The sequence below is a fragment of the Mycobacterium sp. 1423905.2 genome, from assembly GCF_001673155.1.
Classification (GTDB): Bacteria; Actinomycetota; Actinomycetes; order Mycobacteriales; family Mycobacteriaceae; genus Mycobacterium.
The window spans coordinates 1-12949 of sequence record NZ_LZLE01000015.1 but is presented as its reverse complement, the minus strand read 5'-3'; the positions used below and the strand labels follow the sequence as shown (position 1 = coordinate 12949).

At 66.7% G+C, this 12949-nt stretch carries 12 protein-coding genes and 1 pseudogene; 7 read left to right on the top strand and 6 right to left on the bottom strand.

The features are described from left to right. Nucleotides 1-51: 51 nt before the first annotated feature. Both lnt and A9W95_RS00780 read left to right on the top strand, forming a co-directional pair. Nucleotides 52-1518, top strand: a pseudogene (gene lnt, locus A9W95_RS00785) (apolipoprotein N-acyltransferase). A gap of 12 nt (nt 1519-1530) precedes the next feature. Further along, nucleotides 1531-2259: an SHOCT domain-containing protein gene (locus A9W95_RS00780; RefSeq protein WP_067408757.1), complete on the top strand. Its 729-nt coding sequence runs from the start codon at nt 1531-1533 to the stop codon at nt 2257-2259. A 7-nt stretch (nt 2260-2266) separates the two neighbouring features. Here A9W95_RS00780 and A9W95_RS00775 read toward each other — a convergent pair whose 3' ends face one another. Continuing rightward, entirely contained in the window at nt 2267-2890 is a 624-nt protein-coding gene (locus A9W95_RS00775) for an MBL fold metallo-hydrolase (protein ID WP_067408756.1), read from the bottom strand. Then, the gene (locus A9W95_RS00770) at nt 2890-3975 is read right to left on the bottom strand and encodes an S-(hydroxymethyl)mycothiol dehydrogenase (protein ID WP_067408755.1); all 1086 of its coding nucleotides are present in this window, start codon (nt 3973-3975) and stop codon (nt 2890-2892) included. Before A9W95_RS00770 ends, A9W95_RS00775 begins: the two co-directional genes overlap by 1 nt. A 132-nt stretch (nt 3976-4107) precedes the next feature. Here A9W95_RS00770 and A9W95_RS00765 point away from each other — a divergent pair, with 132 nt between their 5' ends. The 3 genes from A9W95_RS00765 to A9W95_RS00755 all read left to right on the top strand — a co-directional run bounded on the left by A9W95_RS00765 (nt 4108) and on the right by A9W95_RS00755 (nt 6664). After that, entirely contained in the window at nt 4108-5190 is a 1083-nt protein-coding gene (locus A9W95_RS00765; protein ID WP_156745932.1) for a class I SAM-dependent methyltransferase, read from the top strand. Further along, nucleotides 5190-6008 carry a serine hydrolase gene (locus tag A9W95_RS00760; protein WP_067408752.1) on the top strand — a complete coding sequence of 273 codons (819 nt, stop codon included), beginning with the start codon at nt 5190-5192 and terminating at the stop codon, nt 6006-6008. The genes A9W95_RS00765 and A9W95_RS00760 overlap by 1 nt, the downstream gene beginning before the upstream one ends. Nucleotides 6009-6151: 143 nt before the next feature. Continuing rightward, entirely contained in the window at nt 6152-6664 is a 513-nt protein-coding gene (locus A9W95_RS00755) for a DUF3145 domain-containing protein (RefSeq protein ID WP_067408773.1), read from the top strand. Here A9W95_RS00755 and A9W95_RS00750 read toward each other — a convergent pair. Genes A9W95_RS00750 through A9W95_RS00740 form a run of 3 tightly spaced genes read right to left on the bottom strand, consistent with a single transcriptional unit; the run spans nt 6661 to nt 9724 of the window. Beyond that, entirely contained in the window at nt 6661-7179 is a 519-nt protein-coding gene (locus tag A9W95_RS00750) for a hypothetical protein (RefSeq protein WP_067408750.1), read from the bottom strand. The two genes, A9W95_RS00755 and A9W95_RS00750, sit on opposite strands and share 4 nt — an antisense overlap. 56 nt (nt 7180-7235) lie before the next feature. Beyond that, nucleotides 7236-8147, bottom strand: a complete 912-nt coding sequence (locus A9W95_RS00745) for a diacylglycerol kinase (protein ID WP_067408748.1) — start codon at nt 8145-8147, stop codon at nt 7236-7238. Next, a complete protein-coding gene (locus tag A9W95_RS00740; protein WP_156745936.1) occupies nt 8144-9724 on the bottom strand; it encodes an FAD-binding oxidoreductase in 1581 nt (526 codons plus the stop codon). The genes A9W95_RS00745 and A9W95_RS00740 overlap by 4 nt, the downstream gene beginning before the upstream one ends. Before the next feature lie 47 nt (nt 9725-9771). On the opposite strand from A9W95_RS00740, the gene A9W95_RS00735 reads away from it, so the two are divergent. Beyond that, the gene (locus A9W95_RS00735) at nt 9772-10341 is read left to right on the top strand and encodes a TetR/AcrR family transcriptional regulator (RefSeq protein WP_067408744.1); all 570 of its coding nucleotides are present in this window, start codon (nt 9772-9774) and stop codon (nt 10339-10341) included. Beyond that, nucleotides 10341-11876: a glycerol-3-phosphate dehydrogenase/oxidase gene (locus tag A9W95_RS00730; protein ID WP_156745931.1), complete on the top strand. Its 1536-nt coding sequence runs from the start codon at nt 10341-10343 to the stop codon at nt 11874-11876. Before A9W95_RS00735 ends, A9W95_RS00730 begins: the two co-directional genes overlap by 1 nt. Nucleotides 11877-11921: 45 nt before the next feature. On the opposite strand, the gene A9W95_RS00725 is transcribed toward A9W95_RS00730, so the two are convergent. Beyond that, nucleotides 11922-12842 (bottom strand): type IV toxin-antitoxin system AbiEi family antitoxin domain-containing protein, encoded by a 921-nt coding sequence (locus A9W95_RS00725; protein ID WP_067408740.1) that lies wholly within the window; start codon nt 12840-12842, stop codon nt 11922-11924. Nucleotides 12843-12949: the final 107 nt, after the last annotated feature.

Genomic DNA, 12949 nt, shown 5'->3' with positions numbered 1-12949 from the left:
AGTGTCCTCTTTCCGTCTCCGTTCGCGTAAGTAGGCGGCATTCTGGTCGGCATGGCCTTGCGCACGACGTGGCGGGGACGCCTGCCTGGCTGGGTGGCGGCGTCGGTGGCCGGGGCGCTACCCGCGCTCGCCTTCCCGCCCGTCGCCTGGTGGTTTCTTGGCTGGTTCGCCGTGGTACCGCTGCTGTTGCTGGTACGCGCCGCGCCGACGTCCTGGGACGGCGCCGTGCGGGCCTGGTGGGGAATCGGCGGGTTCGTCCTGACCACCCAGTACTGGCTGGCGACGAGCATTGGTCCACTCGTGGTGGTCTTGGCCTTCGGGTTGGGTCTGCTGTGGATGCCATGGGGGTGGAGCGCTCACCGGCTGTTGGCGGGGCCGTCCTTGGCAGCCGTGCCGGTGTTGCCCAGCGCGTGGGTGGCGGCCGAAGCGGTGCGGTCCTTACCGGCGTTGGGTGGGCCGTGGGCGCCGCTGGGGTTGTCGCAGTGGAACGCTCCGATGACGTTGGCGTCCGCGGCGCTGGGCGGGGTAGCGTTAACCAGTTTCCTTGTGGCCGCGGTGAATACGGCGGTGGCATGTCTGATCCTGGGGCGGGACGGGTACGGCCGCTGTGTTGCTGCGGCGTGTGCGGTGGCGTGTGTGGGTGTTGGCCCGATCTGGTACTGGCTGGGATCGGCGCCGGTCGGCGGGCAGACCGTGCGGGTGGCGTTGGTGCAGACCGGTGACATCGTTGACTCCGCTGCCCGGCGAGTGTGGCAGTAAACGCTTCACTGGCCGCCTGCCGGGCAGCGCGTCGATCTGGTGGTGTGGGGGGAAAGCAGCGTGGGGGTGGATCTGACCAGTCACCCCGCAGTGCTGGCCCGCCTCGCCGAGCTTTCCCGTCGGGTCGGCGCGGACCTGTTGGTCAACGTCGATGCACCAACACCGGGCGGGGGAATCTACAAATCGGCGGTGCTGGTGAATGCTCAAGGGTGGGCGGGCAGTTACCGCAAGACTCGGCTGGTGCCCTTCGGTGAATATGTGCCGCTGCGGCCGTTGCTGGGTTGGGTCACCCGCCACAGCAGGGCCGCCGGGGAGGACCGGCAGCGGGGCACCGGGCCGACGGTGTTACACGCTGGCGGCCTGGCCATCGGACCCTTGATCAGTTATGAGACCACCTTTTCTGACCTGGCTCGCCGCGAGGCGGTGTTGGGCGCCGATCTGCTGGTCTATCAAAGCGCCACGTCGTCGTTTCAAGGGAGTGGGGCACAGCCGCAACTGGCCGCCCAACCGGCGGTGCGTGCCCTAGAAGCGGGCCGGCCGGCCGTGCATGTCGGGTTATCCGGTGACAGTTCGGTTTTCGACGCCCGCGGTCACCGACTGGGCTTTCGTGCAGCCGACTTCCGCGGCGTCGTCGTGGTGGGCATCCCGCTGCAGTCCAGGGTGACCCCGTATCAACGCGGGGGGGACTGGGTGCTGGTCGTGGCATGCGCCGTTCTCGCGGGCGCATTCGTGGTGTCGCGGCGCGCTTCGCGCACGTGACACACTGCCTGGGTGAACAGCAGACGGCTCGCCAAGATCTCGCTGTCCGCGGCCATCGCGATGGTGGTGGTGGCGGTCGGCGGGTTCATCACCACCCTCGTCGTCAACGCGTTCTTCTTGGACGAGTACAACGCTTACGGTGAAGTGCCGATCCCCGGGTCGGGCGTGGTGCACCTGCCCGCCGGCGAGGCGACGGTCAGCCTGCATGCATTGGTGATCGGCGGCACGGACGGCGGCGGTCTGCCGGTCCCGCCGCTGAAGATCAGCGTCTCCGCGCCCGATGGTGTGCCGCAACCAGAGGTCACCGAAAGCATTGGCGGCACAACGACAGTCAACAATGACGCACACGTGCGAGTGTGGAATGTGCGGGTGCCGGTCGAAGCTGACTACACCGTCCGGACCGACGGCCAAGTCGGCGGATACATCAACCCGCAACTGGCGTTCGGCCACAGTAGTTCGTACGGCTGGCTGGTGTGGGTGTTCGTCGGATTGTTCGCCGTCGCGCTGGTCGACTTGGCTCTGTCCATCCTGTGGCTGGCGCGCACCCCGGCCCGACTGGTGACCGCGTCGGCGAGTCCGTTTGTCCATGACCTGTCACCCTCGGCGCCGGCCGCCTATGAGCCCACTGACGACGGAGTTCGGCTGGAGCGACTGAAAACCCTTGCTGGACTGCGCGACTCGGGCGCCTTGACCGAGCGGGAGTTTCAAGAGGAGAAGCGCCGGATCCTCGACGGGCGGTAGGCCGCCGCTAATGCCCGCGGGCGACCCACTCCTCGTAGTGGACGATCTCGTCGGCGATGGTGGTGCTGTCGCCGTGCCCGGTGTGCACGACTGTGTCGGGCGGCAACGCGCCAAGTCGATCGGAGATGGACCGCAAAATGGTCGGGAAGTCGGAGTACGAGCGGCCGGTCGCGCCGGGTCCACCGGAGAACAACGTGTCGCCGCTGAACACGACGCCCAGGTCGGGGGCGTACCAGCAGACCGAGCCAGGGGAGTGGCCCGGGGTGTGGATGGCGCGCAGTTCGGTGCCGGCGACGTTGATGCTGTAGCCGTCGTTGACGGCCCGAAAGTCACTGTCGGCGTGCGTCATTCGCCACAACACGTCGTCGGCGGGATGCAGCAGCACCGGCGCGTCGAGTGCCTCGCCAAGCTGGGGCGCTACCGTTACGTGGTCGTTGTGGCCGTGAGTGCACACCACCGCGACGACGTGACGGCCGGCGACGGCCTCGATGATCGGGTCGGCGTCGTGCGCGGCGTCGAACACGACGACATTGGAGTTATCGCCGATCAGCCAGATGTTGTTGTCGACTTCCCAACTGCCACCGTCGAGTTCGAAGGTGCCATGGGTGATCACCCGATCGATCATCACCATCAGAGCATCACCACCGACCGCAGCACTTTGCCCTCGTGCATCTTATGGAACGCCTCCTCGATATCGCCCAGACCGATGCGCTCGGATACGAACTGCTCCAGCGGCAGCCGGCCCTGCAGATATAGGTCGATCAGGGTGGGAAAGTCGCGTTCCGGCAGGCAGTCTCCGTACCAGGACGACTTCAGCGCGCCGCCATGGGAGAAGAAGTCGATCAACGGCATGTTCAGCTGCATGTCCGGTGTCGGAACGCCGACCAGCACCACGGTTCCCGCGAGGTCGCGGCCGTAGAACGCCTGCTTCCAGGTCTCCGGACGGCCCACGGCGTCGATGGCGACGTTGACGCCGAAGCCGTCGGTGAGGTCTTGGATCGTAGTGACGACATCGAGTTCGCGCGCGTTGATGGTGTGGGTGGCGCCGAATTTGCGTGCCCAGTCGAGTTTGGTGTTGTCGGTGTCGACGGCGATGATTCGCCGGGCGCCGACCAGAGCCGCTCCGGCGATCGCCGCGTCCCCCACGCCGCCGCAGCCGATCACCGCCACCGTGTCGTCGCGAGTGACCCCGCCGGTGTTGATGGCGGCGCCGATGCCGGCCATCACGCCACAGCCCAGCAGTCCGGCGGCGGCCGGGTCGGCTTCGGGGTTGACCTTCGTGCATTGGCCGGCTGCCACCAGGGTCTTGTCGGCGAAGGCGCCAATGCCCAGTGCCGGGGTCAGTTCGGTGCCGTCGGTCAGCGTCATTTTCTGCTCGGCGTTATAGGTGTCGAAGCACAAGTGCGGCCGGCCGCGCTTGCAGGCGCGGCATTTGCCGCACACGGCGCGCCAATTGAGGATCACGAAGTCGCCCGGTTCGATGGTCGTCACGCCCGGGCCGACCGCTTCCACGGTGCCCGCGGCCTCGTGGCCCAGCAGGAATGGGTACTCGTCGTTGATGCCGCCCTCGCGGTAGGTGAGGTCGGTATGGCAGACGCCGCAGGCAACGATGTCCACGACCGCTTCGCCGGGCCCGGGGTCGGGGACGACGATGTCCACCAACTCGACGGGTTCGCCCTTTTTCCGTGAGATCACACCGCGCACTGTCTGACTCATGGGCTCTAACCTACGGTGTCGCCGTTCGGCGGGCGACTGCCGCGTCGAGCCTGCGCTGATCGCGTCGACTCTGCGGTGAGCGTTGGGATTCGGTGGAGAAGATGGCGCTATGCGCAGACTCGGCGCAGCGGGATGCCGGGTGTAGCGTCGCTGTGCGTGACGGCAACCGAAACCACCGAAGCCTTCGCCGAACGGATCGTCGCGACGATCGACGGGGCCAGCCTGGCGTTGCTGTTGAGCATCGGGCATCAGACCGGTCTGCTCGACACGCTGGCCGGTCTGCCGCCCTCGACCAGTGAGGAGATTGCGCAGGCCGCCGGCCTCAACGAACGCTACGTGCGGGAATGGTTGGGCGGCATGACCACTGGGCTCGTCGTCGACTACGACGCCACGGCCGGCACCTACCGGTTGCCCGAGCACCGCGCGCGAGTGCTGACCCGGGCGGCGGGCCCGGACAACCTCGCCGTGGTCACCCAGTTCCTGCCGTTGCTCGGCGAAGTGGAGCAGAAGATCATCGGCTGCTTCCGCACCGGCGGCGGTCTGCCGTATAGCGAATACCCCCGCTTCCACACGCTGATGGCCGAAGAGAGCGGCGCGGTGTTCGACGCGTCGTTGATCGATGTCGTGCTGCCGTTGGTCGACGGTCTGCCGGAGCGGCTGCGCGCCGGTGCGGACGTCGCCGACTTCGGCTGCGGCAGTGGCCACGCGATCAACGTGATGGCGCAGGCGTTTCCGGCGAGCCGGTTCACCGGTATCGACTTCTCCGAGGCGGCGATAGCGACCGGGCGCGACGAGGCGGTCCGGCTGGGTCTGGGCAATGCGACGTTCGAGGCGCATAACCTCGCTCAGCTCGACAAGGATTGCGCGTACGACGTCATCACCGTGTTCGACGCGATCCACGATCAGGCACAACCGGCCCAGGTGCTGCAGAACATCTACCGGGCGCTGCGGCCCGGTGGTGTGCTGCTGATGGCCGACATCAAGGCGTCGAGCCGGCTCGAGGAAAACGTCGACCGGCCAATGAGCACTTACCTCTACACGACATCGCTGATGCACTGCATGACGGTGTCCCTAGCCCTGGACGGCGCTGGGCTGGGTACGGCATGGGGATGGCAGCTGGCCAAGTCGATGCTCGCCGACGCCGGCTTCGACGACGTGGTGATCGCCGAAATCGAGACGGACCCGATCAACAACTACTACATCGCCAGAAAGTAATGGCCGCCCTCGACGCTCTCGACGACTGGCCGGTCGAGGCCGCGGCCGCGGCGGTGGTCGGTCCGCAGGGAGTGCTGGCCAGCCACGGCGATACCGCGCACGAATTCGAGCTGGCGTCGGTCACCAAGCCGGTCGTGGCACGCGCGGCGCAGATCGCCGTCGAGGAAGGCGTTGTCGAACTCGACACCCCGGCCGGCCCGCCCGGCTCCACCGTCCGGCACCTGTTGGCGCATGCCTCGGGTCTGGCGATGCTGGAGAACAAGGTGTTGGCCCGACCGGGCTCACGGCGGATGTATTCCAACTATGGGTTTGCGGTGCTGGCCGAGACGGTCGAGCGCGAGTCGGGCATCGAATTCGGCCGCTACCTCGACGAAGCCGTGTGCGAGCCGCTCGGCATGTCGACAACTCGGCTGCACGGCGGCGCGCAGGCGGCCGGGTTCGGCGCCACGTCCACGGTTGCCGACCTGGCCGCCTTCGCCCGGGAGCTACTGCGTCCGTCGACTGTCTCACCGCAGATGCACGCCGACGCGACCGCCGTGCAGTTCCCCGGGCTCGACGGTGTGCTGCCCGGATACGGCGTGCAACGACCCAACGACTGGGGGCTGGGCTTCGAGATCCGGGACTCGAAGAGCCCGCATTGGACCGGGACGCGCAACTCCGAGCGGACTTATGGGCATTTCGGCCAGGCCGGTGGCTTCATCTGGGTGGACCCGGAGGCGGACTTGGCGTTGGTGGTGCTCACCGACCGCGGTTTCGGCGACTGGGCATTAAGGCCCTGGCCTGCGCTTTCGGACGCCGTACTAGCCGAACAGAGCTAATGCGAACTGCACACTAGCGCAACACGGGTATCACAGGGCACAATAGACACGCACGACACAAAAAAATTCTGGCAGGCATCGCGCTTATCGGGTTCACCAGGTCGTTGGGGAAGACGTCCCTCGTGGAACCGAAGGAGCAACAGATGCGTGCGTCGAACCAGTTCGCCGATGTGACGACCGGCGTGGTGTACATCCACGCCTCGCCCGCAGCGGTGTGCCCGCATGTCGAGTGGGCGTTGTCGTCGACCCTGCAATCCAAGGCGAACTTGGTCTGGACGCCGCAACCGGCGATGCCCGGCCAATTGCGTGCCGTGACCAATTGGGTGGGACCGGTCGGCACTGGGTCCCGGCTGGCCAACGCGTTGCGGTCGTGGTCCGTGCTGCGCTTCGAGGTCACCGAGGACCCGAGCCCGGGCGTCGACGGCCACCGGTTCAGCCACACTCCCCAACTTGGCTTGTGGAGCGGCGCGATGAGCGCCAACGGCGACATCATGGTCGGCGAGATGCGGCTGCGTACTCTGATGGCCCAGGGCGCCGACACCCTTGCCGCCGAGTTGGATTCGGTGCTGGGCACGGCCTGGGACGACGCGCTCGAAGCCTACCGGGACGGCGGTGACGCCGGTGAAGTCACCTGGCTGAGCCGCGGAGTGGGTTAATTGAGTTGTGCCGGGACCGGTTCGGGCGTCACCGGTTTGGCGGAGACGGGCATGTCGACGTTGCCTTTGCAGGCCCCGCTGGAGATATCGGTGTGGAAGACGCCGGTGAGGATGCCGTATTGGCCGGGCGTATAGACGGTCAGTGATTTCGCCGGGTCGTATTCGGTCGTGCCGTCCGGCAGTAGGCAGTCCCATTGCCAGGTCATCTCCCGCACCCACTGCGCGCCATTCCAGGTGAATTCGACGGTGCGCGGCATGGATTCGTTCTTGGGCGGGGGCGGGTTGTTGACGGTGGCCACACAGACCCCCGCCGAGCAGGTCGACGTGATGGAAGCGCTGCTGCGGTGCGCGAATTCGGGCTGACTGGCGGCGCTGCTGGTGCCCGTCTTGGCATTGGCGTTGAGCGTAAAGATGTACTGCCCATTCCACGAGGCGACTTCACCAGCGTGGGCGACGGGGGCGGCACACAATGCGGCCCCTGAAGCCACTACTGCCACGGCAGCTCTGCACAACATCGTTTCCTCCAGATCGAGCTGGTTTGGAGAAGATGTCGTCGCCGGTGGCTCGGCCGTTACTTCTTGGGGCGCAGGATCTGCAGCGCGGCCGGCTCGACGGAGATCTCGGCGGGTAAGGCACAGGCGTAGTCGCCGTCGGCGTAGACGTTGATGCCCGGGCACTCCACGTGCACGGTCTTGGCGCGTGCCGTGGTGACTTCGGGAAGCTCGACGTGGGTGCCCTTCAGTGCGGTCGGGAAGAAGCGGACCAGCCTGGTTCGGGATCCCGCATGCACCATGGTGACGTCGAGTAGCCCGTCGGAAGGATCGGCGCCGGGGCAGATTTTCATCCCGCCGCCGTAGCTGCGGGTGTTGCCGAACGCGGTGAGGGTCAGGTCGGTTCGGATCTCTTCGGTGCCGTCCAGAACGAGCCGGAAGGGCAGCAACCGCAGCTGGGACAGTTCGGCGAACATCGCGACGTAGTACCGCAGCCGGCCATGCGGCCAGGTCATCCGGTTGGCGCGGTCGGTGACCAGGGAGTCGAACCCGGTTGCCGCCACGGTGCCGAACCACTTGGTGACGTTGTTGGTGTCGCGGATGCGGCCCAGGTCAATGGTTCCCGTCCAGCCGTCGACCACGACGTCCGCGGCGGCCTCGGAATCCGTGGTGGGGATACCGAATTCGCGCGCATGATCGTTCCCGGTGCCCGCGGGGATGATGCCGAGCGGCACGTCGCTGCCGGCCAACACCTGCAGCGCATTGGAGATGACGCCGTCACCGCCGGTGACCACGACGGCGTCGGTGCCTTTATCTACCGCCGCGGCAAGCAGGTAGCGGGCGTCTTCGGCGTTCTCGCCGACGATCTCGATCACCTCCACGCCGCGATGGCGCAGGCGGGCGATCGCCTTCTGGGCGGCGTGCACGGCCGCACCATGTCCGGAGAGCGGATTGGTCAGCGCGGTGACCTTGCCGATTTCTCGCCGACTCACGGAATCAGCTTGCCGGGATTGAGGATTCCGGCTGGGTCGAGCGTCGCCTTGATCGCGCGCAGCAATTCGACACCAAGCTCGCCGACTTCTTCGCGCATCCACGGCCGATGGTCGGCGCCGACCGCGTGGTGATGGGTAATGGTGCCGCCGTTGGCCATGATGGCATCCGAGGCTGCCTTCTTGGCGGTGAGCCATTGTTGGATGGGGTTGCCGCGCTGCCCGGCGACGACGGTGAAATACAGCGACGCGCCGGTGGGATAGACGTGCGACACGTGGCACATCACCAGGGCCGGTGTCCCCGATTCGGCCAGCGAGCTGGTAAGCGCTTCGGTCACTGCGCTTTTCAGGGCCGCGAGGTTGGACCACTTGGTGGCGGTCTCCAAGGTTTCGCACAGCGCGCCGGCGGCCAGCAGCGAATCGCGCAGATAGGGTGCGGCGAATCGGCCCCGCTCCCAAGCCTGGGCCGGTGCCTCGCCGAGGGACGTGCCACCCATCTTCTCCAGCAGGGCGCGGGTTTCGGCGTGCCGGCTTTCGGCGTGTTCCTTGGTGCCCTCGAACAGCGTCAGGCCCAGGCAGCCGCCGGTGATCTGGTTCTCGCCGATGGACTCGGTGGTGGCGAGGTTGACGCCGGTCTCGGCCTCGTCGGACAGCCGCACCACGGTAGGGCCGGTACCGGTTTGGGTGACCGCGCGCAGCGCCTCGGTCCCGGTCGTGAAGTCGGGGAAAGACCACGCTTCGTAGCGCGTCGTTTCCGGCACCCGGTGCACGCGCAGCCGTACCTGCGTGATGACACCGAGGGTGCCTTCCGAGCCGATCGCCAGCTGGCGCAGGTCGGGGCCCGCGGCGGATGCCGCGACCCGTCCCAAGTCCAGCACGCCCACCGGTGTGATCATCCGCAGCCCGAGGATCATGTCGTTGAAACGGCCATAGCCGGCCGAATCCTGTCCGGACGACCGGGTCGCCGCGAAGCCACCGATGGTGGCGTATTCGAAGCTCTGCGGGAAATGGCCAAGGGAGAAGCCGTGTTCACCCAGCAGCCGTTCGGCCTGCGGTCCGGTGACACCGGCGCCCAACTCGGCCTCTCCGGAAATCGCATCCAGCGACAGCAGCTGGTCGAATCGCCGCAGATCCAGGGAGATGACGGCGTCGAATGTGCCGCGGACCGGGTCAAGCCCCCCGACCACGTTGGTGCCCCCGCCGAACGGGACGACTGCGATGCCGTGCTCGGAGCAGTAGTTCAAAATGGCGGTAACGGTGTCCTCGTCACCGGGCAGCAGCACGGCGTCGGGCGCGTCCTGGACGCCGGTGTCCTTGCGGCGCAGCATGTCCGGTGTGGACTTGCCGCCGGCGTGCAGCAGCCGGTCGCGGTCGGTGGTGCGGAAGTAGTCCTCGCCGACGATCTTGGCCAGCGCGGTCTGGTCGGCGTCGGACAAGGCCGACGGGCGCAGCCGTACTTCGTCGGCCTCGAGCTGCTTGTGCTCCGAATCCTCAAGACCGACGGCTTGTTTCAGTAACGCGCGGATTCCTTCGGACAGCGGCTTGGCTGCGGCGGGATCTCCCCACGCGTCCCATTTCATCGGTGGTAGGAGATCCTGGAGGTGCGTCATGCGTTACAGTATTACACATGCTGTCAATCAGTAACGCAGCGCCGGATACCGGGGACCGCATTTTGCGGGCGGCGGCCAGCTGCGTCCGCGACTACGGCGTCGACCGCGTGACGCTCGCCGAGATCGCCCGTCGTGCCGGTGTCAGCCGTCCGACGGTGTACCGCCGCTGGCCCGACACCCGCTCGATCATGTCGGCACTACTGACCACTCATCTGCTCGGCGTGATGCGGGAAGTGCCGGTGACCGGAGACGATCGAGAAGCACTGGTGCAACAGGTCGTTGCCGTGGCCGACCGGTTACGCCGCGACGAGTTGATCATGTCGGTCATGCACAGCGAGCTGGCGCGCGTCTATATCACCGAGCGCCTCGGGACCAGCCAGCAGTTCCTGATCGAAGGCCTGGCGGCCCGGCTGCAGGTGGCACAGCAATCGGGCAGCGTGCGCGCCGGTGACCCGCAGCAAATGGCCACCATGGTGCTGCTGATCGCGCAGTCGACCATTCAATCCGCCGACATCGTCAAACCCGTCCTCGATGACGAAGCGCTGGCCACCCAACTCACCCACGCACTGAACGGATACCTGTCCTGATGTCCAACTCGACTGCCCTCAACGCCGCCCGCCGTGCCGCGGACCTTGCCGCCCTGGCCGACGGGGTGCCCCTGGATGTCGTCGTGATCGGTGGCGGCATCACCGGGGTCGGCATTGCGTTGGATGCGGCGTCGCGTGGGTTGCGGTGCGCGTTGGTGGAGAAACACGATCTGGCCTTCGGCACCAGTCGATGGAGTTCGAAGCTGGTGCATGGTGGGTTGCGTTATCTGGCGACCGGAAATGTTGGCATCGCCCGGCGCAGCGCGGTGGAACGCGGAATCTTGATGACGCGCAACGCGCCTCATTTGGTGCACGCCATGCCGCAACTGGTGCCGTTGCTGCCGTCGATGAACCGGGCGTCGCGTGCCCTGGTGCGTACCGGGTTCTTGGCGGGGGATGCGTTGCGCATGCTGGCCGGCACGCCGTCGTCGACGCTGCCGCGGTCGCGGCGCATTTCGGCTCGGCGGGTAGTGGAGATGGCGCCGACGGTGGTGCGTGCCGGCTTGGACGGCGGATTTCTGGCCTACGACGGGCAATTGATCGACGACGCACGACTGGTCACCGCCGTCGCGCGCACCGCCGCACAACACGGTGCCCGCATCCTGACGTACATAGCGGCATCGGAGGCCACCGGCACCTCGGTGCGATTGACCGACCAGCGCACCGGGCAGTCGTTCCAGGTCTCGGCCCGGGCGGTCATCAATGCGGCCGGTGTATGGGCCGGGGACCTCGATCCCGCGTTGAAGTTGCGGCCCAGCCGCGGAACACATCTCGTCTTCGACGCCGCGGCGTTCGGGAATCCGACTGCGGCGCTGACCATTCCGATACCGGGTGAGCTGAACCGGTTCGTGTTCGCCATGCCCGAGCAACTCGGCCGGGTCTATCTGGGGTTGACCGACGAAGACGCTCCCGGCCCGATTCCCGATGTGCCCGAGCCTTCTTCGCAGGAGATCACCTTCCTGCTGGACACGGTGAACACCGCCTTGGGCTCGGCACTGCGGCCCGATGACATCGTCGGGTCATACGCCGGATTGCGGCCGCTGATCGACACCGGCGCGGGCCGCACCGCTGACGTGTCGCGCGACCACGCAGTATTCGATTCTCCCTCCGGGGTGATCAGTGTGGTCGGCGGCAAGCTGACCGAATACCGTTACATGGCAGAAGATGTGCTGGACCGGGCGGTGGCGTTGCGGGGGCTGCACGCAGCGCAGTGCCGGACGCGTAACCTGCCCTTGATCGGGGCACCCGCGAATCCAGGGCCTGCTGCCGGCCCGGGTTCGGTGCCGGCTTCGATGGTGGCGCGCTACGGTGCCGAGGCCGCGAGTGTGGTGGCCACCGCGACGTGTGAGCGGCCTACCGAACCGGTCGCCGACGGCATCGATGTGACCCGCGCGGAATTCGAGTACGCCGTAACACATGAAGGCGCACTGGATGTCGACGACATCCTCGATCGGCGCACGCGAATCGGCCTGGTGCCGCGCGACCGTGAGCGAGTGGTGGGGGTGGCCGAGGAGTTCCTCTCCGCGGTGCGGTAGCTCTCCTTTTCCCGCGAGCAGACGCAAAATCGCACGTTTTGGCCCTCAAACGTGCGATTCTGCGTCTGCTCGCGAGGGGGAAGTGTCCGAGCGATGACGGTTGAGGTGGTTGTCGATGCGTTGGGCGAGTCGGGCGGGATAACGCCTGACGTCGTAAACCACGATCGGGATGATCGTCCATCCGAGTTCTTGAATGAGCGCCGACCGTGTTTTGTCGCGGATCATCGCGTCGGGGCCGGAATGCCAGTCAATGCTTTCGTATTCGGCAGCCATCCGGTGTTCGGGCCAAGCGAAGTCGACGCGAAACAGCTCGCCGTACGGCCCATAAATCGGGTATTGCAGCTCGGGTGGCGGGACGCCATAGTCGATCATCACCAGTCGGGCCTCGCTTTCCATTGCTGATTCGGCACGTCCGTCCGCCAGCGGTAGTAGTCCGCGAACCGCGACGATGCCCCGGCGCCCCTTCTGCTCGGCGATCGCGCACTCGAGATCGGCGCCGCTGCAGTGCATTGAGTGCAGCGCGGCGTCAAGTGTTGCCAATGCCCTCGGGCGGCGCAGCTGCCGCGCGACCTCTACCGCGGTCCATGCCGGTGCGGTAGCTAGGCGACCTCCGATCCGCTGCAGCCGGGCGCCGACGCGTTGGTGAACCACCAAACCGGTGGTGGGGCGCATCCGTACCCCCGGGTCGAGCACATGGATGGAGTCGGTGCGCTCCGTGTCGAACCCGTACATCGCGGCGGCCGTGCCCATGCAGGCAACGGCCTGTTGACCCATGAACACGTCCAGTGCTGCTAAGCGGCCCAAGAGATCCGGCGGTTCAGCGGCATACACGCCATGCCACACGCGAACCAGATCGCCCGCCTTCACCCGGACGTCGAGTTGCTGGCGAGTCATGACCGTCAGCAGTTGGGCGGTGGTGGCAAAGCCACCCGAGCGTTGGAGCAGGTCTATCGCATCGGAATGCACCGCGACAGCATGGAGTGGCCCCTGCGCGTTGGCTAATCACCGCTGGGGATAAGGGTGAGCAGACGCAAAATCGCACGTTTCCGGGCACGAACGTGCTATTTTGGGTC